Raw genomic sequence first — 20,232 nt, 5'->3', positions numbered from 1 at the left:
ACCTACGCTGTCCGGCGATGATCACTCGTGCCGAAGCGGCGTACGCCGGCGCCCTCCGGGCGTTCCAGAACCCGATGTTGGACCTGCTCCACAAGCGGCACGCGCCCCTCGTCGTGTCCCTGCTGTCCGTCACGTTCACCGCCGAGCGTCCCACCGTGCCCGTCGCCGACGCGCACACCGAGATCGGTGACGCGCTCGAGCAGCTGCGCGCAGCGGGCTACGACGACTCGCTCCCGAGCGGCTCGGCGCGCGAGCTGTGCCGGCAGTGGGCCGATGCCGGATGGCTCGTGCGTCAGGTGCTCGACGACGACGTCGAGGTCTACCGGCTCTCGGCCCACGCCGTCGGCGCCCTGGAGATCGCCGGGCGAGCCGGCGGAGCCCGGGCGCGCGTCTCCGGGTCGCGGGTACGGACGATGCTGGACGCCGTCGAGCGCCTCGCGCAGGACGCCGACCCGGACGCGCTCGTGCGCATGGCGCGGCTCGACGCCGAGATCAGGCGGCTGCAGGAGGAGCTCGCGCGGATTCAGCGGACCGGCACGGTCGAGGAGGTCGACGACGAGCAGCTGCTCGAGGAGGCGGAGAACGTCCTCCACCTCGCGCGCGAGCTGCCCGCCGACTTCGCGCGCGTCGCCGAGTCGATCAAGGCGATGCAGCGCGACGTGGTCACGGCGCTGCGCCAGGACGAACGACCCACGGGCGACGTGCTGCGCGAGTACCTCGAGCGCGCCGAGCACGTCATGGAGTCGACGTCCGAGGGACGCGCGTTCGCGGGGGCGTTGCGCCTGATCGGCGACCCGCAGCGGCTCGACGAGCTCGCCACGCAGCTCGACGCCGTGCTGCGGCACCGGTTCACCCAGCGCCTGCCTGCCACGCAGCGCACCGAGCTGCGGGAGATCGGCCGCCGCATCGAGCAGGGCCTCGACCTCGTCTTCACCGCGCAGCGCGAGGCGTCCTACGTGATCACCGCGCAGGTTCGCAACCACGACCCGCTGCGCGACCGCCAGGTCGACGAGCTCCTGCGCGACGTGATGACGGGGCTGCAGACCTGGATGCCCGACGCGCGTCGGGGCCAGGCGGTCGAGCCACTGCGCCGGCTACCCGTCGCGGAGGTCGACCACCTGCGCCAGACGGCCGGCGACCTGCGCCCGCCGCGCCAGCCGGCCCCGCTGACCGACTGGGACGACTCCGCCGACGTCGACGTCTCGCACGACGAGGCGCGCGCGTGGGGCGGGCCCCACTACGCCGACCTGGCCGAGCTCCTGCGGGGCTCCGTCGTCGGGTCGGACGAGATCGACGTCGCCGCGGTGTTCAACGCGGCACCCCCGGGCCTGCGCCGACCGGTGGACCTGCTCGGCCTGCTCGAGCTCGCCGACAGCCGTGGCATGACCGAGACGGGCGAGCTCGCGTTCGTCGACGCGGTCCGCCCCGACGGGTCGCGCCGCAGGTTCGCGTTCGGCGGCGTCACCACCCTCACGACGAAGGACCACGGCGATGAAGGACCACGGCGATGAAGGACCATGACGATGACTGAGACCACTGGCGTGCTCGACCCCGAGACCGGGTTCGTCGACCCCGTCCCGATGGAGGAGAACCCCGCCGAGCTGTTTGCCGGCGACTCCGGCACGCTCGACGCGGAGGTCCGGCGCGTGCTCGTCCGGCTGCTGCAGCGCCGCTTCCTGCTCGCGGACCGCAACCGGGCGCAGTGGCGGACGCTGCTGGAGAACCAGCACGTGATCGAGTCCCGGCTGCACGACCTGTTCGTGCACCTGGTCGTCGACCACGAGCGCGGCGTGGCGTACAAGAAGCAGGTGCGCTCGGCCGAGCTCGACGTCCCGGTGCTGCTGCGCGACGAGGCGTACTCGCGCGCGGAGACGCTCGTGCTGGTCCACCTGCGCACGGTCTACCAGCGCGAGCATGGCGCGGGCGAGATGTCGGTCCGCGTCGACGTCGAGGACCTCGAGCGCACGGCGCTGACGTACTTCGACCCGGACGACACGAACGTCGCGGGCACCCAGCGGGAGATCCGGGCCGCGGTGACGCGGCTCGCCAAGGAGGGCCTCGTCGAGGAGGAGTCCGAGGGGCGCTACCGCGTGACGCCGCTGGTCGAGATCGTGCTGAGCAACGAGCGACTCGGCGAGCTCCGCGAGTGGCTGAGCGAGCAGAACAGCACAGAGCAGGAGGTCGCCCGATGACTATGGTCGACACCCTCTTCGGGCTGGTCCCGTCCACCTCGACCGGGCAGCAGTGGATCGCCAGCGAGCTCCAGCTCGTCAACTGGGGCGGCTACCACCAGCACCACCGCGTGCGGCTCGCCTCGACCGCGACCTTGCTCTCGGGCGGCTCGGGCTCGGGCAAGTCCACGCTCATGGACGCGTACATCGCGCTGCTCATGCCGCACACGACGCCGTTCAACGGCGCCTCGAACGGAGGAGTCGTCGGGCGCCCGCGCGGCAAGGACCAGCGCAACATCCTGTCCTACGCGCGCGGCAAGCTCGACGAGTCGCGCACCGAGGACGGCACCCGGCAGCGGGTGCTGCGGGGCGACGGCGAGGACACGTGGTCGGCGATCGCGATGACCTGGGTCGACCAGTCCGGGACGTCGTTCACGGGCGTGCGCGCCTGGTACGTCCCGTCGGCCGCCCGGACGCTGGACGATGTGGTCGCGGTGCGGGCGACGACCGACGGCGCGTTCGACCTGCGCGAGCTCGAGGCCGCCGCCGGGCACCGGTTCGGCCGCGCGGCGATCGCCGCCGCCGGGCTCACGCCGTTCGACACCGACCGCGACTTCACCGCGCGGCTGTACTCGACGCTCGGCATCGGCGCCTCGGGTGACGGCAGCAAGGCCGTCGCGCTGCTCGGCCGGATCCAGGCAGGGCAGCAGATCACCACGGTCGACGCGCTGTACAAGTCGATGGTGCTCGAGGAGCCGGACACCTTCGCGACGGCCGACGCCGTCGTCGAGCAGTTCGACAAGCTCACGGGGACCCGCGAGCAGATGATCACCGCGCGCCAGCAGGTCAAGGCGCTCGAGCCGATCCGCGAGAGCAGGGCGGCGATCACCGAGGCGGCTGACCGGCTGCGGGTCATCGACCAGATCGGCACGTTCGACGACGCGGCGTCGCCGGCGGCGCTGTGGCGGCACGAGCGCCGCCTGGGCCTGCTGCGCGCGGTCGAGGGCGACCAGCAGCGACGCCACCAGCAGGCGCAGCGCCTCACGGCGGAGACGACGGCCCGGATCGAGGCGGCGAAGTCCGACCTCGACGGGGTCAAGGAGACGCTGTGGTCGTCGGGCGGTGACCGTCTCGCGCGCGCCCAGCGCGAGGTGAGCGGCGTGCGGTCCCGGCTGGACGAGGCCCGCCGCGCGCGGGCCCGCCTCGACGACCTCCTCGGCGCCCTCGACGGCGCTCAGGTGCGCCACGAGGCGGACCTCACGGCGCTCGTCGGCCGGGCGCGCACCGCGCTGCAGGACCCGGACGCGAAGGCGAGCGCCCGCCAGGCGCTGTTCGACGCCATGTCCGAGAAGAAGGAGGCGGGCGCGGACCTGGCCGCCTTCAGCGCCGAGCGCGCGGCGGTCGTACGGCGCCGGGACAACATCCCCGGTGACCTGCACGCCGCGAGGGCCGCCCTGGCGGAGGCCGCCGGCCTGACGCCCGACGACCTGCCGTTCGTCGCCGAGCTGATCGAGGTCCGCACCGAGCACGAGCCGTGGCGCGACGCGTTCAACCTCGCGCTCGGCGGCTTCGCGACGCTGATCCTCATCGACGTGGCGCACCTCGGCGCGTTCCGCAAGGCGATCGATGCGGTCCCGACCGCGCGCCGGATCCGGTTCGAGGGTGTGCCGACGGGGCTGCGCGAGGACGTCGGCCTCGATGCACGCACGCTGCCCGGCCGCCTCGACTTCCGCGGCGGGCCGTTCGCCGGCTGGCTCCGCAGCGAGCTCGCCCGGCGGTTCGCCTACGTCTGCGTCGACACACCCGGCGAGCTCTCGCAGCACTCCAAGGCGCTCAGCCGCTCGGGGCAGGTCTCCGAGGGCACCCAGGGCGCCCACGGCGGGCAGGGCCGCGCGAACGTGCTCGGCTTCACCAACTCGCGGCGGCTCGCGCACGTGGACCAGCAGATCGCCCGGGCGCAGGAGCGTCGCGCGCTCGCCGAGCAGCGCGTGCTCGGGGCGGAGGCCGGCCTCGACCGGAACGACGCCGAGCGGCGCGCGTACGAGGCGCTGCTCGACGTCGCCTGGGCCGACGTCGACGTCGCGTCCGTCGAGGCCGAGGTGGCCCGCTGGGAGCAGGTCATCGACGACGTCACGGCGGGCAACCCCGAGGTCACGCGCCTGCAGCAGCGCGCGCGCGAGCTCGAGGCCACGGTCGACCGGCTCACGCAGGACCTCGGCCGGACGAAGGACGAGGCCGTCCGCCTGGACGCGGCCTGGTCGGCGACGACCGATGACGTGGACGTCGCGCAGCGGGCCGTCGACGACGCGGAGGCCACCGTCGGGGACGCCCAGCGCGCCTATCTCGACGGGCTCCTCGGCGAGACCGAGCCGCGCAGCGCGGACACCCCTGCCGACGTGCTGGCGCGCGTCGACGCCGTCCTGGCCCGTGCGGGGGACGTGCTCACGACCGACCGGAACGCCGCGCAGCAGGTGATCGGCTCGGCGCGCGAGGCCCTGCGGCGCACGTTCGAGACGTTCGTCGAGCGCTGGCCGGACCCGAACCTGGGCACCGACCCGGACGCCTCCTACGCGGACTTCGAGCGGGTCCTGACCGAGCTCGAGTCCAACGGCCTGCACGACCTGGAGGCCGAGTGGCGCAAGAGCCTGCTCCGGCTCTCGGGCAACGACCTCACCGATCTGCACAGTGCGCTGAGCCGGTCCGTGCGCGAGATCAAGGAGCGGATCGGCCCGGTCAACGAGATCCTCGCGGACCTGCCGTTCGCCGACGACGACCACCGCCTGCGGATCGACGCACGCGACACGCAGTCCACCGTGGTGGCGCGGTTCCGCAAGGAGCTGCGCGACCTGCGCGAGCTGCTGTCCACCGAGGCGACCGACGCCGAGCGTGAGCGCCGCTACGTCCGGATGGCGAGGGTCATCGACCGCATCCGCCGCACTGCGCCCGACTACGCCGACCTGGTCGACGTGCGCCGGCACGTGCGGCTCAGTGCGGAGAAGGTCGACCTCGACGGCCGCCACGTGGCGCTCTACGACCACATCGGCGAGAAGTCCGGCGGCGAGTCGCAGGAGCTCGTCGCGTTCATCGTCGGCGCGGCCCTGCGCTACCAGCTCGGCGACGCCGGGGCAGAGCGCCCGCGCTACGCGCCGGTGTTCCTCGACGAGGCGCTGATCAAGGCCGACGCGCGGTTCACGGGCCGGGCCGTCGGTGCCTGGCGCGGGCTGGGCTTCCAGCTCGTGATCGGTGCGCCGAACGACAAGTTCGGGGCGCTCGAGCCGCACGTCGACGTGAAGTACGTGGTCCTCAAGGACGCCGCCGGCCTGTCCCGGACCAAGCCCGTCGCGGGGGTTGCGGCGGCGCCCTGAGCGGACCTCGGCTGCTCAGTCGGTGCCCGCGCCGGGCACCTTGTCGGTGACGTCCTCGTAGTCCTTGGCCGCCGGCAGGGCCGCGGGTGCGTAGATCAGCCGGACGACGCCGGTCGGGAACACGTCGGAGCGCAGCAGCTGCAGGGGGTAGATCGGCTCGCCCTCGTCGAAGAGCCTCTCGCCCTTGCGTGCCGCGACCGGGTGCACGAGCAGGCGCAGCTCGTCGATCAGCCCGGCGGCGAGCAGCTGCCGGACGATCGAGACGGAACCGGCCACGAGGATCTTGCCGATCCCCGGCTGCTCCTTGAGCGCGGTGACGGCCTCGACGAGGTCACCCTCGACCCGCTCGACGCTGCGCCAGCCGAGGTCCTGCGTGCCGCGGGTCGCGACAACCTTGCGGGTGTCGCCGAGCTGGGCGGCGAAGGTGGCGTCCTCACCGCCCGCGGCCTCGCGCTCGGGCCAGGCGCCCGCGAAGCTGTCGTACGTGACGCGCCCGAGCAGCATGACGTCGACGCCCTCGTAGTCCTCGCCCACGGCGGCGCCCATGGTGGCGTCGAAGTACGGGAAGTGCCAGGCCGGGTCGATCTCGACGACGCCGTCGAGCGAGATGAACAGGCTGGAGACGATCGTCGCCATCGGGGTCCTCCGGAAGATCAGCGGAACGGGTCGCACCAGAACCTAGACCCAGGGTCGGACATGCCGCACGCACGCGCGACACGCCGGGGGCGCGCTCGTGCGCAGGTGATCGGGCCGATCGGCGACACGGCGGCTGACGTGCGACGAGCAGGTGGGGGGTCATGTTTACGCTGCACGTCCGCAAGCCCCGCAACGGGCTGGTCCCTCCGGACGCCACGACCCCGGGAGGACTGGTCGCTGGGCGACGCCGACCGCCGACGCCACCCGAGGTAACCGACCATGCCGCACCAGCCCCCCGCGCGCTCGCGCGTCGGCCGCCTCGGGCGGAGGCTGGTGGCGACGGTGGTGGCCCTCGGGGTGATGGGCACGGTCGCGGTCGCGAGCTCGTCGGCCGGTCCGGCGCTCGCCACGCCCGCGACGATCGGCGCCGGCGCGGTCAGCCACCACACGTTCGACCTCGCCTGGGCCGCGGTGCCGAGGGCGACGGGCTACCGGGTCGAGGTCGCCGCGGACCCCGGGTTCGCGCACGTGGTCTGGCGGTGGGGCCCTACGCGCGAGACGTCGATGTCCGTGCACGGGCCGGGCATCGACGAGGACTCGACGTACTATGCGCGCGTGAGCGCGGTCGCCGACCAGAACGTGAGCCTGCCGACCTCGGTCGTCTCGGTGCACACGCCGTGGCAGGCACCGGGCAAGCCGGGCGAGCCGCGGGCGACCAAGGTCAGCACGAGCGGGTTCACGGTGCAGTGGTCACCCGCGGCCCGGGCCGAGCAGTACGTCGCGTTCGTCGCCACCGACCCGGACTTCACCGAGAACGTGCAGGAGAAGACCGTCACGGACACCAGCCTGTCGGTGAAGGTCCGCGACGGGCGCCGGTACTACGTCAAGGTCACGCCGCTGCGCAAGGGCCTGACCGCCGCGACGGTAGACACGACGCTCAAGACCCCGCTCAAGAAGCTGGGCAAGCCCGGGCGCGTGTTCGCCGAGCCAATGTCGTCGTCGTCCCTGCGCGTCGCGTGGCCCGCCGCGACCAACGCGACGGGCTACACGGTCCAGCTCCTGCGCAAGCCCGGCGCGAAGCCGTCCTGGACGACGACGACCACCAAGCCGTCCGCGATGATCGAGGGACTCAAGCCGAGCAAGGCCCAGCTGCGGCCCGTGTTCTACGTCAAGGTCGTCGCGAACCGGTACGGACTGCGGCACACGTCGTCCAAGACCGTCGCCTCCACGCTGCTCCCTGGCTCGACCAAGCGCGCGACGTCGTTCACCGCCCAGGTCTCGTCGTACAACCTGCTCAAGCCGAGCGAGACCGACGCCGGGCACCGCAGCTGGGAGAAGCGGTACGCCGCCGCCGCGAAGCAGCTGCGCGGGCTCGATCTCGTGGGGCTGCAGGAGACGCCGTGGAACAAGACCGACGGCAAGCGGCCCGTGCTGCGCGTCGCGGCCAAGGCGCACCTGGCGCTCGCCCGCCACGCCGGCTCGAAGAAGCCGTGCACAACCGCGAGCCAGCCGATCCTCTACAAGAGGTCGCGGTTCACGGTCGTGGACTGCGGCCGCAAGCAACTCGCCGACAAAGGCCCCAAGAAGTGGGTCACCTGGGCGCTCGTGCGGGAGACGAAGACGGGACGCAAGGTCTTCGTCGCCAACGCGCACCTGCTCGCCCACCTCGACACGGCATCGTCGACGTCACAGAAGGTGCAGCGCATCCGAGTCCAGCAGACCCAGCGGTTGGCGCGCGAGATCGCGGCCCGCAACACGACAGATTCGCCCGTGATCCTGGTCGGGGACCTCAACACCTACCCCAACCGCGCCGCGGTGACGCCGATCGACGTGCTGGCTCGCAACGGCCTTGTCAGCGCCGAGCTCGTGGCTGCCAAGCGGGTCGGCGCGGAGTTCGCCTCGTTCCACGGCTTCGCGGCGGGCCGGCGCAGCGGCCACCACTTCGACCACGTCATCGTCGATCGCCAGTCCGAGGTGCTGACCTACCGGGTGCGGCACATGGACACCCGCCGGGCGCCGTCCGACCACTTCCAGATCGTGGCGACCGTCGCGGTCCACTGAGGCGGCACGCAACCCTCACGTCGGCTCCACCATCTGCCCTGACCAGCACGTCTACGGTCCGGGCATGGCTCGAGCGCGTTCTCGGTGGCGCCTCGGCGCAGCGGCCCTCGTCGTGCTCGTCGCCGGGCTGGCGGCGTGGCGGGCCGGGCTCGACGCGGCCGGCGACGCGCTGTACGCGGCGATGGCCGTGATCCTGGTCCTGGTGTGCGCGCCCCGCGCACGTGGGTGGGTGGCCGGTGCGGCAGCTTTGGGGTGGTGCGTGCTCGTCGAGCTGGCTCAGGTGACCGGGTGGCCGGCAGCCGCGGTCGACGCCGTCCCGGTGCTGCACCTGGTTCTCGGCACCACGTTCGCCGCGGGCGACCTCGTCTCGTACGCGGTCGGCGCAACGCTCGTCGTCGGGCTCGACGCCGTGACCTCAGCGCGCGCCGGCCGCCAGGCGGACGCCGACGAGCACGAGCGCCCCACCCGTGACGCGATCCGTGACGCGCGCGATCCGCGGCCGTCGTAGCCAGCTGCCCGCCCAGCCCGTCGCGACGACGATGAGCGTGAACCACGCGATCCCGATGACGTTGTGCACCACGGCCAGCGCGACGCCCATCGCCGGCGGCGGGACGCCGTCGGGGATGAACAGCGGGATCGTGGCGAGGTAGAACACGCCGATCTTCGGGCTGAGCAGGTTGGTGCCCAGCCCTGCCGCGAACGTCCGCCAGGCCGACGAGCCGGTCGGCGGCTCACCGTCGAGGGCGACCTCCGGGTGCGGGCGGAGGCTCGCGCGGATCATCTGCGCGCCCAGCAGCACCAGGTAGGCGGCACCGGCGAGCGTCAGCGCGCGGAAGGCGACCTCCGAGGCGGTGAGCAGCGCCGACGCCCCGACCGCTGCGGCGACACCCCAGGCGAGGCAGCCTGCGGTGATGCCGAGCGCCGCCGCGTGCGCGTGGCCCCGGCGCCGGCTGATCGCCGTCCGCAGGACATAGGCCGTGTCGAGGCCGGGCACGATCGTCATCAGGGCGGCGACCAGCGCGAAGGAGGCCAGCGCATGGGGCACGGTCACGCCGCGAGTATGGCAGCGGGTGCGGGGGACGCGTCGGCGCGTGACGATCGAGGCGACGAGGGAGGGGCCTATGCCCAAGACGAAGCGCAGCGGCGCAGCGAAGCAGGACGAGATCCCGGCGACCCTGCAGCGCTCGGACGCCAAGGCGCAGCGCACGTTCGCGCACGCCTACGACGCGGCCATCGAGCAGTACGACGGCGACGAGGAGGCCGCGCACCGCGTCGCGTTCGCGGCGCTCAAGCACACGCACGAGAAGGTCGGCGACAGCTGGCGCCCCAAGGACGAGCCCGGCCCGTCCGACCGGCGGGCCGAGGAGGGGTACGGCTCGACGGCTCCGACCGCCGGCGGCGTCAACGCGAACGCGACGAAGCAGCACCTGGTCGACCTGGCGCGCGAGCTCGACATCAACGGTCGTTCGCGCATGACGAAGGCGGAGCTGGTCGAGGCGATCGACGCGGAGAACAAGCGGCAAAGCCGTTGATCAGCGCAGCCGTTGATGGGCTCAGCCGTTGATCAGCGCAGCCGCTAGTCGGTTCGGTCGGTCGCGGTCATCTCCGCGACCAGCGGCGCGACGAGCGTCAGCGGCTCGGCGTCGAGGTCGACCACCTGCGACCGTGCGGGTGGCGAGTCGACGGTCTCGAACCGGACGGTGGCCTCGCGGGCGCGCACGTGCACGAGCCAGCCGCGCCCGAGGACGGGGTGTTCGACGTCGAGCCCTGGCCGCCCGTTGGCCTCGTCGAGGAGCCTCGGACCGGCCGGGACGTCGGGCACCGGGACGACGACGGGCGCACCGACCTGGTCCTCGTCCCAGGCGAGCGTGAGCTGGGCGTGCGTCGAGAGGTTGTGGAACGAGACGCCGAGCAGCCGCACCGAGCTCGTGATGCCCGCGGCGCGCGCGGCCTGCTGTGCGGCCGCGCGGAGCTCGGCGGGCTCGGCGCTGGGCTGGGGGAGCGTCACCGAGCGCGTCACCGTGGTGAAGTCGGCGAATCGCACCTTGGCGACGACGGTGCGCGCACCACCGCCGTGGGCGTGCAGCCGGCGCAGCGCCTCGTCCGCCACCGAGTCGATGGCCGCGGCGACCGTCTCGGTACCGAAGATGTCCTCCGCGAACGTGCGCTCCGAGCCGACGGACTTGCGCTCGCCCGAGATGGCGACGGGCCGCTCGTCGATGCCGCGCGCCAGGCGGAACAGGTTGGTCCCCGAGGACTCGCCGATCGTCATGGTCAGCACGTCGAGAGGCTGGCGGCGCAGGTCGCCGACCGTGCGCACGTCGAGCCGCTCGAGCGCGGCCATCGTGGCGGGTCCGATGCCGGGCACCGCACGGGCGGGCAGCGGGAGGAGGAACGCGTCCTCGTCGGCCGGGTCCACGACGAGAAGGCCGTCGGGCTTGCCCGCGTCCGAGGCGAGCTTGGCGATGAGCTTGGTCCGCCCCAGCCCGATCGAGACCGCCAGACCGGTGCGTTCGCGGATGCGCGCACGCACGTCCGCCGCCGCGGTCGCGGGGTCCTCGGCGTACGGACCCGCCTCGAGGTCGACGAACGCCTCGTCGATGCTCACGGGCTCGACCAGCTCGGACAGCGTCGCCAGCTCGGCCATGATCATCCGCGAGTAGGCGCCGTAGGCCTCGAACCGGGGGAACAGCACGGCAGCGGCGGGCACGAGCCGGCGTGCGCGGCCCATCGCCATCGCCGAGTGCGCCCCCGCGCGTCGGGCCTCGTACGACGCGGTCGAGACGACGCCCCGCGGCCCGGTGCCGCCGACGAGCACCGGTCTGCCCCGCAGCGAGGGCTTGTCGCGCTGCTCGACGGCGGCGAAGAACGAGTCGGCGTCGGCGTGCAGCACCGTCGCGCGGCTGCGCGGGCGCGACGCGTCGGCCAGCCGCTCGGGATCCATCCCCTCACTCTGCCTGACGGAGGTGACAGGGCTCAGATGGCGACCGCGGGGTGGCGGGGGTCGTCGACCCGGACGACGAGGTCCGCGACGCCCGTCGGGTCAGCCCGGGCCTCGTAGAGCTCGAAGGCCTCGAGCGTCCAGGCGTCCTGCGGGGGAGTCCGCCGCGCCAGCGTCGCGGGCCGGACGGTGAGGTGGACGGCGAGGTCGAAGGGGAGGCCGCGGCCCAGGAGCATCGAGCCGTCGACGACGAGCACGGCGGCCTCGGGCGCCTGCTCGTACGCGGCCCGTGTCGCGCGGTCCCGCACGGGGTCCCACAGGCTCGGCAGGAACCGGCCGGTCCCGCCGTCGGCGAGCGGTGTGAGCACCTCGCGGGCGAGCGCGCCCTCGTCGAGCCAGTCCTCGAGGTAGGCGAGCGCGTCCTGGTGGCCGTGCTCGAGCCGGATCGACGCGGGCCGCCAGAAGCCCGCGGCCGGGACACGCAGCGCGGCGCGACCGGCGGCCCGCAGTGGGTCGACGAGAGCGTCGGCGAGGCGGTCCGGCTCGGTCGCCGGTGCGCCGTCGACCACCAGCCGGACCCGGCCGGGTCGCGCGACGACCAGGTCGACGATCCGGTCGACGAGCGCGTCGGGGGTCGTCGGGATCACGGGCACGGCGTCAGTCTGCCGTGCTCGGAAAAGTCGGGACGAACGACCCATTGTGGGCGGTGACAGCTGAAATACCTTTGAGTCATCAGGGAACACCACAGGAACCCACAAGGAGCCGAACCCATGATCGCCCGCCGCATCCTCACCACCACCGCCGTCTCGACCGCGCTCATGGTCGCCGGCGGGGGAGCCGCACTCGCCGCCGAGCCGGAGGCCGACGGCGTCGAGCTCAGCTCGGTCGAGTCCTCCGACGAGACCGACGCCGCGGACTCGTCGGCCGACAGCACGCCCTCCGACGAGAGCGCACCGGCCGACGAGACGCCGGTCGAGGACGCCGCTCCGGTGGACCCCGTCGTCGCCCCTGAGCCCGAGGCGCCTGCCGCGGAGGATGTCGTCGAGGAGGTCGTCGCCGACGAGCCGGCCGACGAGGTCGCGGACGAGGTGGCGGACGAAGTCGCCCCCGTCGAGGAGGAGCCTGCGACAGCGGCGGAGGACGAGGCCGCCGAGGCGACCGAGCCCGTCGTGGACGCCACCGAGCCTGCCGCGGACGAGGCCGAGCCCGCCGCCGAGGAGGCCGCCCCTGCTGCACGTGCGGCGCTCTCCGCTACCCAGACCCTCGGCGCCTCGGCCGCCACGTCGGCGACCCCGACCGAGCACTGGCACGACGGTGGCGAGGACGGCTTCGGCTGCGACTACTGGTACTTCATGGACCGCGGTGACACAACGTCCGGGCGCGACTGGTCGGGATGGAACGGAAGCCCACAGCTGCACATCCTTCACCACACGATCGTCGACGCCGACGGCACGACGCACATGGTCTACGACCGCGACATCGCCAACTCCTGGTACCACGTCTGGGGTGGATCGCACCAGGATGACGAGGGCAACCCGATCTTCACGCCGAACGCCTCGATCGACGAGGACGGCATGCACTGGTCCGACACGAACGCGCAGCAGAGCGTCCTGGTCAACGGGTACAAGGGCGGGACCGACATGTCGGCGCGAGGGCGGGACGCGCAGTCGGTGCTCGACAAGGCCGGCGTCACGGTCGCGTTCCCCGAGTGGCTCGCCGAGATCGAGCCTCAGGGCGACCGGACCGACGCGGACTACGCGGACTACCTCGCGATGATGGACGAGTACCGTGCGCGGTTCCTCGACTACACCGCCTACGAGGCGACCCAGTTCGCGGTCTGGTACTTCTCCACCGGACACGACGTCATGGGCCTGTTCTTCGACGTCGACGCGACCGGCCACGTGACCCTGAGCCAGAAGGCCAAGGACCAGTTCAACCGCCAGGAGATCACGGACGACGTCGACTGGGACACGTACGACGGCACGCGCAACTGGGCCGAGTACAACTACACGAGCGACCGGCTCGCCACGATGAGCACCGCGGCGTGGCTCATCGAAAAGGCGCTGACCAGCAACAACGTCATGCCGCAGCCTGGCTTCGTCTCGCACGGCTACGTGGCCAACGAGGACGGGTCGACCGACTACGGCTTCACCGTGACGCTCGTCGCGGGCACCGGCAAGGTGCACGTCGAGCTGCGCACCGCTGACGGTGCCGCGATCCCGGCCGGCGTGGTGCTGGTCGACGCTCAGGGCAAGGTCGTCACCGAGGTCACGCCCGGCCAGAAGGTCTACGTCCGCGTCCCGGCCGGCATGGACCCCGCCACGCTCCCCGCCTTCCAGCTGTGGGGCTCGGCCGAGGGCACCGCGAAGGGCAGCCCGCACTACTTCACGGGCGAGGACAGCACGAACAACCTCCCGGGCCACTATGACGAGGAGACCGGCGAGTGGACCCAGGAGTTCGGGCAGCACTGGCTGATCGGCCTCGGTGAGCTCGACCGCCCGTCGACCGCGTGGGACTGGATCGGCATCTCCCTCGCCGACATCACGCCGGAGGAGCCGGGAGAGCCCGGTGAGCCCGAAGGCCCGACTGACCCGACCGAGCCCACCGACCCGGTCGAGCCCACTGACCCGGTCGTCGCCCCGGTCGACGACGAGACGGACAACCCGGTCGTCGCGCCGGTCGTCGACCCGGTCACCCCGACCGACCCGACCAACCTCGGCTCGTCGTCCGGCGCGGTCAGCGTCAAGGTCCCGACCGTCCCGACCGCCGCAACCGTCGCGACGGGCACGCGGGCCCAGGCCTCGGCCGACGGCCTCGCGCAGACCGGCTCCGAGGCGGGCACCCTCGTCGCCCTCGGCTCGCTCGTCAGCCTCGCGGGCCTCGGGATGGTCGTCGTCCGCCGCCGTGGACGTCACGCCGAGATCTGACACCGCACGCACAGCAGGGCCGCCCCCGAAGTCGGGGGCGGCCCTGCCGTGCGTCTCAGGTCAGCCGGAGTACACCTCGTACTCCGAGAGCTGGCCCGCCGGCCAGCCCGTGTTGCCCGTGAACGTCAGCCGCACGTAGCGCTTCGCCGAGGGCGTCACGGTGATCGTCACGGTGTTGCCCGACGACGGGTTGAACACGTACCCGGCAGACGCCTTGAGCGTGCTCCAGGTCGCGTTGTCGGTGCTGCCCAGCACGGACAAGGTCTGCGTGCGCGTGGCCCAGGCGGCCGCGGGCGGCAGCTTGAGGACCACGCGGCCCACGGTCTGCGACGAGCCGAGGTCGACCGTCAGGTTCTGGGGGAACGCGTTGTTCGGGCTCTCCCAGTAGCTGTTCGCGTTGCCGTCCACCACGTTGCCCGGCCCGTACACGTCCGCGTACGCGCCGCTGACCTGCTTGCCCGCCGCGAGGTTCACGGTGGTCGGCGGGGTCGTCGGCGTGACGGTGGGCGTGGGCGTGGGCGTGGGCGTCGGGGTCGGGGTCGGGGTCGGCGTGGGCGTCGGCGTGGTGCCGGTCCCGTAGACCTCGAACGACGAGACCTGCGCGGCGGGCCAGCCGGAGTTGGCGGTGACCGTGACGCGCACGTACCGCGCGTTGCCGCTGACCGGGACGCTGACGCGGTTCCCACTCGCCGGGTCGAACGAGTACGACTTGGACACGGCGAGCGTGCTCCACGACGAGCCGTCGGCCGAGCCGAGCACCGACAGCGTCTGGTTGCGCTGACCCCACGACGGCGGCAGCGCGAGCTCGACCCGCTGGACGGCGGTTGCCGCGCACAGGTCCACGGTCACCGACTGCGGGAACGCGCTGTTGGCGCTCTCCCAGTAGCTCGATGCGTTGCCGTCCACGGCGTTGCCAGGACCGTACGACTGGTTGGTGCTCGTCGACGTCGCGGTCTTGCCCCGCGCCAGGTCACCCGTGCCGGCGTTGCACGCGGGCGGCTGGGTGGGGGTGACCGTGGGAGTCGGCGTGGGCGTCGTCGGCGGGGTCGTGACCGGCGGGCTCGTCGGGTTCGTCGTGCCGCCGGAGTAGACCGGCGTGGGCCACGGGCCGCAGTACGGCGTGGCCGGGAAGAACCCGGAGTTGCCGCTGCCGACGAGGTTGATGCCCGTGTTGACCGAGCCCTGGCAGCTGTACAGCGGGTTGCTGTAGCCGACGTTCTTCGCGACGACGTTCTCGAAGTTGGCGACGAACGCCGCCTGCGCCTGGATCGCGAACGTCCCGGCACCGTCGATGTTCACGTTCTTGAAGTTGACCGTCTTGGTCGACCCCTCGATGAACATGATCGCGGCGTAGGAGCTGTCGAGGATGTTCGCGTCGGTCACGTTGATCGTCGCGTTCATCGGCTCGTTGAGCGCCGAGAACCAGAGTGCGCCGACGCCGAACTGCCAGTTGTAGTCGGAGTTGCCGGCGCGGATGAACGTGTCGCGGGCGACGGTGATCGTGCCGCCGATCGCCGCGGCGCCCTGCACGCCCGGGTAGCGGTTGGCGATGTGGATGCCGCCGCCGTTGCTGATCGTGTCGGCCACGACGTTGTCGCTCACGGTGATGTTGGTGCCGCCGTAGATCGCGATGTTGTTGGCCAGGATCGGCAGGATCACGGTGTTGAACGTGTACGAGTTGTCGTGCTCGGCCGTCTCGGCCCACTGCGCGATGCCGTCGTCGCCCGTGTTCCGGATGAAGTTGTTGGTCGCGACCGAGTTGGTCACGCCCAGGTGGAAGTTGATGCCGTCGGCCGTCTGGTCGAGGATCCGGCTGTTCTTGATGGTCAGCCGGTCCATGGGGCCGTCCATCCACGCGCCGACCTTGGTGTGCTGCATCCAGACCGAGTCGATGGTCGAGTTGCTCATCGCGCCGCCGAACGCGTTGACCTGGTCGTTGTCGTTGCGCTCCTTGACCTCGCCGAGCACCGCGAGGTTGCTCACGGTGACGTTGGTGCTCGGGCCACCCTGGCCGACGTACTTGCCGTAGATGCCCACGCCCGCGCCGGTCAGCTCGGTGTACCACTGCCCGGCACCGGTCAGCGTGACCTTGTCGACGATGATGTGGCTCGTCACCTTGAACCGGCCGGGCGGCACGTAGACCGTCCTGCCCTGGGCCGAGCCCGCGTTGACCGCGTTCTGGATCGCCTGCGTCGCGTCCGCCGAGCCGGAGGGGTCGGCGCCGAAGTCCGTGACGACGTTGAGCGAGCCGGCCGGCTGCCCGATGGGGGCTCCGACGAGCTCGAAGTCAGCGAGGTCCACGGTGAAGGTGGGGGACTGGGCGGTCGACGAGACCTGGAAGCGCACCTTGGTGCCCGCAGCGAGCGTCGAGCCGAACATCATCCGGGTCTCGTCGTAGAAGTGGTGCGGAAAGGTGTCGCCCGGGTTGTTGTTGAACGGGTACCCGCCGTAGTACCAGCCGTACCGCGAGGTGACCGGCAGGTCCTTGACCTTGGTGCCGTTGACGAGCACGGCGGCCGTCGCGTCGCGACCGGTCCCCGCGGCGTTGTCCGGCAGCGAGTAGCGGAAGTCGACGGCGTTGGCCGGCTTGGTGAGCGTGAACTCGACGTACTCGCCCACGGCGTCGAGCGTGACGGCTCGTCGGCCCGACGCCTCCGAGGGCAGCGACCCGTAGAGCCTGTTCGGGCCGATGAGCGTGCCGTTGGTGACGGCGTCCTCCGCCTCCTGCTCGACGAAGGGCACGGTGGCGCCCCGCCCGGGGATGCCGACGGGGGACAGGGTCAGCGGCGCGGCGGCCGCCGCGGTGGTGGCGCCGGAACCCACGGCGACGAGCGTGCTCGCGACGAGTGCGGCGACGGCGACTCCCGCCGCGACGACGCGCAGCGGCCGGGTGCCAGGGGCGGGGGGTGGTGCGGGGGCGTGACGGCTCACGATGCGGACCTCTCTGTCCGACGTGCCGGCGCGACCGTCGTTGGCCGCCCGGCGAGTGAGGGCCGGGCGCGCGGCGCGAGCCCGGGGTGCGGTCAAACGGTACATATCCCGACAGGAGCCCGCAAGATGTCGACAATCAGGCGAAAGACGATCCGATCAACGCGCGATTTCCTGGACCGCACGGTCGATCACGTCCGCCAGCTCGTGCAGGTAGGCGCCGCCGAAGAGCAGGGCGTGCACGCCGACCGGGTACACCTGGTGCAGGGCGACCCGATGGCGCCACCCGCGCCTGAGCGGCGCGATCTCGTCGTACGCCTCGAAGACGTCGTCGAGGTGGGGGAGCCCGAACAGCGCGAGCATCGCGAGGTCGCTCTCGCGGTGCCCCCCGTGCGCGGCGGGGTCGATGAGGGTGGCACCTCCAGCCGTCCACACCACGTTCCCCGACCACAGGTCACCGTGCAGCCGGGCGGGCGGCTCGTCGTCGTCCAGCGCGCCACCGCGCAGGCGCTCGCCGAGGATCGCCAGGCCGGGCATCGAGATACCCGCCTGGCGCAGGTCGCAGTCGAGCGGGGCGAGGCGACAGGCCGCCAGAAACGGGCCCCACCGCGCGAAGTGCCCGGCCGGCATCGTCTGGGGCGAGTCGAGCGGGCCGAAGAACCCGTCACCAGCCCATCCCGGCGGGCCGGCGCCGAACGCGGGCGCGCCAGCGGCGTGCGTCGCGGCGAGGGCGGCCCCGAAAGCTCGGGCCGCCTCGCGCGTCGCCGCGACGGGCTCGAGCCTGACGAGGTCCAGGTGGTCGTCGTCGACGCCCAGAACCTCCACGACCGGCGCCCCGCCCGCGTCGTCGAGCCAGCGGAGCCCGGCCGCCTCGCACGCGAAGAACCCAGCAGGCGCACCCGGGCGCGACTTGCGGTAGACCCCCACGACGACCCCCCTCGTCGCGTCGATCATCCCGCCGCAGCAGCCCGGGCGCGAGACGGGGAAACCGGCGATGCTGGGCGGATGACGAGCATCGGCATCCCCCGGGAGACCAAGAACCGCGAGTACCGCGTCGCGCTCACCCCGGCAGGTGCCCACCACCTGGCGCTCGCGGGCCACGAGGTGCTCGTCGAGAGCGGTGCGGGCGTCGGCTCGGCGATCGGCGACGAGGAGTACGTGGCGGCCGGCGCGCGGATCGTCGCGAGCGCGCAGGAGGCCTGGGCCGCCGACATCGTCTGCAAGGTCAAGGAGCCCGTCGGACCCGAGCACAGCCTGCTGCGCGACGGGCAGGTGCTGTTCACCTACCTGCACCTCGCCGCCGATCGCCCGACGACGGACGCTCTGCTGGCCGCGGGGACCACCGGCATCGCGTACGAGACCGTCCGCGCCGCCGACGGTTCGCTCCCGCTGCTCGCACCCATGAGCGAGGTCGCCGGGCGGCTGTCCACGCAGGTCGCCGCCTACCACCTCATGCGCAACGAGGGCGGCGCGGGCCTGCTGCTCGGGGGAGTGCCCGGGGTCGACGCCGCGCGCGTCGTGGTGCTCGGTGCGGGCGTCGTCGGGCGGCACGCCGCCGAGATCGCGGTGGGCATGCGGGCCGACGTGACGATGCTCGACCTGTCGATGCCCCGCCTGCGCGAGGTCGACGCCGAGTTCGGGGGCCGCGTCCGGACCTTGGCCTCCAACGCCTGGACCCTCGCCCGCGAGGTCGCCGACGCCGACGTGGTCATCGGCGCGGTGCTCGTGCCCGGCGCGAAGGCACCCAAGCTCGTGACCGACGAGCTCGTCGCGCGCATGCGGCCCGGGTCGGTGCTCGTCGACGTCGCGGTCGACCAGGGCGGCTGCTTCGAGTCCACCCGCCCCACCACGCACGACGAGCCGACGTTCCGGGTCCACGACGCGCTGTTCTACTGCGTCGCGAACATGCCCGGCGCCGTGCCGGTCACCTCGACGCACGCGCTGACCAACGTGACGCTGCCCTACCTGTCCGCGCTCGCGGACCAGGGATGGCGTGCGGCACTCGCGGCCGACCCGGCGCTCGCCGGCGGGCTCACGACGCATGCGGGCGCGCTGACCAACGATGCCGTCGCTCGCGCGCACGGCTACCCGTTCACCTCCCCGGCAGCGGTCCTGGCCTGAGGTCTGCCGCGAGCAGAAGTGCTCGCGCACGGGCGCAAGGGCCCCTACGGTCGGGAGCATGGCGACGGCGCTCGTGATCGGTGGCAGCGGACAGATCGGCCGAGCGGCTGTGCCCGCGCTCGTCGCGGACGGCTGGGACGTGCGCGTGCTGACGCGCGGGACCCGCTCGGTCGAGGGCGTGCGGGCCTGGGGTGCGGAGCCGGTCGTCGGTGATCGTCATGACGCCGAGTCGCTCGCCGCGGCCGTGCGCGGCGGCGTGGACGTCGTCGTCGACGTCGTGGCGTACGACGACCGGGACGCCTCCGCCCTGCTCGCGCACTCCGCAGACATCGGCTCGGCGATCGTCGTCTCGAGCGCCGCCGTGTACGTCGACGACCAGGGTGACGGCTTCGAGTCGGAGACCTTCGGCACGTTCCCGGTGCCGATCGGCGAGGACCAGGCCACGGTCGCCCCCGGGCGCGACTCCTACGCGACCGGCAAGGTCGCGCTCGAGCAGGCGTGGGCCGCGTCCAACGTCCCGACGACGATCCTGCGGCCGGGCGCGATCCACGGCCCGGGCTGCATCCAGCCGCGCGAGTGGGTCTTCGTCAAGCGTGCCCTCGACGGCCGCGACGTGCGGCTCCTGGCCTACGACGGCGAGAGCCGGTTCCACCCCACGTCGACCGCGGTGCTCGGCGAGCTCGTCCGACTCGCCGCGGCGACGCCGGGGCACCGCGTGCTCAACGCGGTGGATCCGGACGCGCCCACGGTCGCCGAGATCGCGACCCTGGTCGACGGCGTCATGGGCACGACGTCCCGCATCGTCCGGCTGCCCGGCGAGCCGGTCGGGGGCATCGGGAGCACGCCGTGGGCCGTGCCCACCCCGCTCGTGCTCGACATGGCGCGGGCCCACGAGCTGCTGGGGTACGTCGCGCCCGGCGGGTACGGGGACACGGTCGCGGCGGCCGTCGAGTGGCTCGTCGACGTCGCGGCGGGCGCGGACTGGCGGCAGCGCTTCCCCGGCTTCGCCCGGATGGAGGGCGACGGCGACTTCTTCGACTACGCCGCCGAGGACGCGTTCCTGGCGGCGCACTCCTGACCCG

At 72.8% G+C, this 20,232-nt stretch carries 15 protein-coding genes; 9 read left to right on the top strand and 6 right to left on the bottom strand.

What is annotated here, in order from left to right:
* Positions 1-17: 17 nt before the first annotated feature.
* Genes D1825_RS15895 through D1825_RS15885 form a run of 3 tightly spaced genes read left to right on the top strand, consistent with a single transcriptional unit; the run spans position 18 to position 5,536 of the window.
* Positions 18-1,511: a DUF3375 domain-containing protein gene (locus tag D1825_RS15895; protein WP_118768392.1), complete on the top strand. Its 1,494-nt coding sequence runs from the start codon at positions 18-20 to the stop codon at positions 1,509-1,511.
* A 12-nt stretch (positions 1,512-1,523) separates the two neighbouring features.
* Entirely contained in the window at positions 1,524-2,192 is a 669-nt protein-coding gene (locus tag D1825_RS15890) for a DUF4194 domain-containing protein (RefSeq protein ID WP_118768412.1), read from the top strand.
* Entirely contained in the window at positions 2,189-5,536 is a 3,348-nt protein-coding gene (locus D1825_RS15885) for an ATP-binding protein (RefSeq protein WP_118768391.1), read from the top strand. The genes D1825_RS15890 and D1825_RS15885 overlap by 4 nt, the downstream gene beginning before the upstream one ends.
* A gap of 15 nt (positions 5,537-5,551) precedes the next feature.
* On the opposite strand, the gene D1825_RS15880 is transcribed toward D1825_RS15885, so the two are convergent.
* Positions 5,552-6,172, bottom strand: a complete 621-nt coding sequence (locus D1825_RS15880) for a dihydrofolate reductase family protein (RefSeq protein ID WP_118768390.1) — start codon at positions 6,170-6,172, stop codon at positions 5,552-5,554.
* Positions 6,173-6,451: 279 nt separating this feature from the next.
* On the opposite strand from D1825_RS15880, the gene D1825_RS15875 reads away from it, so the two are divergent.
* Both D1825_RS15875 and D1825_RS15870 read left to right on the top strand, forming a co-directional pair.
* The gene (locus D1825_RS15875; RefSeq protein WP_118768389.1) at positions 6,452-8,233 is read left to right on the top strand and encodes an endonuclease/exonuclease/phosphatase family protein; all 1,782 of its coding nucleotides are present in this window, start codon (positions 6,452-6,454) and stop codon (positions 8,231-8,233) included.
* Positions 8,234-8,297: 64 nt separating this feature from the next.
* A complete protein-coding gene (locus D1825_RS15870) occupies positions 8,298-8,741 on the top strand; it encodes a ribosomal maturation YjgA family protein (RefSeq protein ID WP_118768388.1) in 444 nt (147 codons plus the stop codon).
* Here the strand turns inward: D1825_RS15870 and D1825_RS15865 are convergent.
* On the bottom strand, positions 8,649-9,284 hold the full coding sequence (locus D1825_RS15865; protein WP_118768387.1) for a LysE family translocator: 636 nt from the start codon (positions 9,282-9,284) through the stop codon (positions 8,649-8,651). The genes D1825_RS15870 and D1825_RS15865 overlap by 93 nt on opposite strands.
* 70 nt (positions 9,285-9,354) lie before the next feature.
* Here D1825_RS15865 and D1825_RS15860 point away from each other — a divergent pair, with 70 nt between their 5' ends.
* Entirely contained in the window at positions 9,355-9,765 is a 411-nt protein-coding gene (locus D1825_RS15860) for a ChaB family protein (RefSeq protein ID WP_118768386.1), read from the top strand.
* A 44-nt stretch (positions 9,766-9,809) separates the two neighbouring features.
* On the opposite strand, the gene D1825_RS15855 is transcribed toward D1825_RS15860, so the two are convergent.
* Positions 9,810-11,177: a DNA polymerase IV gene (locus D1825_RS15855; RefSeq protein ID WP_118768385.1), complete on the bottom strand. Its 1,368-nt coding sequence runs from the start codon at positions 11,175-11,177 to the stop codon at positions 9,810-9,812.
* Between the two features lie 32 nt (positions 11,178-11,209).
* Positions 11,210-11,827 carry a nucleoside/nucleotide kinase family protein gene (locus D1825_RS15850; RefSeq protein ID WP_325051494.1) on the bottom strand — a complete coding sequence of 206 codons (618 nt, stop codon included), beginning with the start codon at positions 11,825-11,827 and terminating at the stop codon, positions 11,210-11,212.
* A gap of 117 nt (positions 11,828-11,944) precedes the next feature.
* Here D1825_RS15850 and D1825_RS15845 point away from each other — a divergent pair, with 117 nt between their 5' ends.
* Complete coding sequence (locus D1825_RS15845) at positions 11,945-14,101, top strand: LPXTG cell wall anchor domain-containing protein (protein WP_118768384.1); 2,157 nt, start codon at positions 11,945-11,947, stop codon at positions 14,099-14,101.
* 60 nt (positions 14,102-14,161) lie between these two features.
* On the opposite strand, the gene D1825_RS15840 is transcribed toward D1825_RS15845, so the two are convergent.
* Positions 14,162-17,032: a galactose-binding domain-containing protein gene (locus tag D1825_RS15840; RefSeq protein WP_199721622.1), complete on the bottom strand. Its 2,871-nt coding sequence runs from the start codon at positions 17,030-17,032 to the stop codon at positions 14,162-14,164.
* 156 nt (positions 17,033-17,188) lie between these two features.
* Positions 17,189-17,983, bottom strand: a complete 795-nt coding sequence (locus tag D1825_RS15835) for a fructosamine kinase family protein (RefSeq protein WP_118768382.1) — start codon at positions 17,981-17,983, stop codon at positions 17,189-17,191.
* Positions 17,984-18,034: 51 nt separating this feature from the next.
* Between D1825_RS15835 and ald the strand changes: the two genes are divergently transcribed.
* Together ald and D1825_RS15825 are read left to right on the top strand one after the other, a co-directional pair.
* Complete coding sequence (ald, locus tag D1825_RS15830; RefSeq protein WP_118768381.1) at positions 18,035-19,150, top strand: alanine dehydrogenase; 1,116 nt, start codon at positions 18,035-18,037, stop codon at positions 19,148-19,150.
* A 58-nt stretch (positions 19,151-19,208) separates the two neighbouring features.
* A complete protein-coding gene (locus D1825_RS15825; RefSeq protein WP_118768380.1) occupies positions 19,209-20,228 on the top strand; it encodes an NAD-dependent epimerase/dehydratase family protein in 1,020 nt (339 codons plus the stop codon).
* Positions 20,229-20,232: the final 4 nt, after the last annotated feature.

Source organism: Cellulomonas rhizosphaerae (assembly GCF_003470205.1).
Classification (GTDB): domain Bacteria; phylum Actinomycetota; class Actinomycetes; order Actinomycetales; family Cellulomonadaceae; genus Cellulomonas; species Cellulomonas rhizosphaerae.
This window is presented reverse-complemented; position numbering and strand designations above follow the sequence as displayed.

What these genes read in the sequence shown, in the direction of transcription:
- D1825_RS15860 (WP_118768386.1), top strand. Translation starts at nt 9,355, where the DNA reads ATGCCCAAGACGAAGCGCAGCGGCGCAGCGAAGCAGGACGAGATCCCG.
- D1825_RS15870 (WP_118768388.1), top strand. Translation starts at nt 8,298, where the DNA reads ATGGCTCGAGCGCGTTCTCGGTGGCGCCTCGGCGCAGCGGCCCTCGTC.
- D1825_RS15875 (WP_118768389.1), top strand. Translation starts at nt 6,452, where the DNA reads ATGCCGCACCAGCCCCCCGCGCGCTCGCGCGTCGGCCGCCTCGGGCGG.
- D1825_RS15880 (WP_118768390.1), bottom strand. Translation starts at nt 6,172, where the DNA reads ATGGCGACGATCGTCTCCAGCCTGTTCATCTCGCTCGACGGCGTCGTC.
- D1825_RS15895 (WP_118768392.1), top strand. Translation starts at nt 18, where the DNA reads ATGATCACTCGTGCCGAAGCGGCGTACGCCGGCGCCCTCCGGGCGTTC.
- D1825_RS15855 (WP_118768385.1), bottom strand. Translation starts at nt 11,177, where the DNA reads ATGGATCCCGAGCGGCTGGCCGACGCGTCGCGCCCGCGCAGCCGCGCG.
- D1825_RS15845 (WP_118768384.1), top strand. Translation starts at nt 11,945, where the DNA reads ATGATCGCCCGCCGCATCCTCACCACCACCGCCGTCTCGACCGCGCTC.
- D1825_RS15890 (WP_118768412.1), top strand. Translation starts at nt 1,524, where the DNA reads ATGACTGAGACCACTGGCGTGCTCGACCCCGAGACCGGGTTCGTCGAC.
- D1825_RS15825 (WP_118768380.1), top strand. Translation starts at nt 19,209, where the DNA reads ATGGCGACGGCGCTCGTGATCGGTGGCAGCGGACAGATCGGCCGAGCG.
- D1825_RS15835 (WP_118768382.1), bottom strand. Translation starts at nt 17,983, where the DNA reads ATGATCGACGCGACGAGGGGGGTCGTCGTGGGGGTCTACCGCAAGTCG.
- ald (WP_118768381.1), top strand. Translation starts at nt 18,035, where the DNA reads ATGACGAGCATCGGCATCCCCCGGGAGACCAAGAACCGCGAGTACCGC.
- D1825_RS15885 (WP_118768391.1), top strand. Translation starts at nt 2,189, where the DNA reads ATGACTATGGTCGACACCCTCTTCGGGCTGGTCCCGTCCACCTCGACC.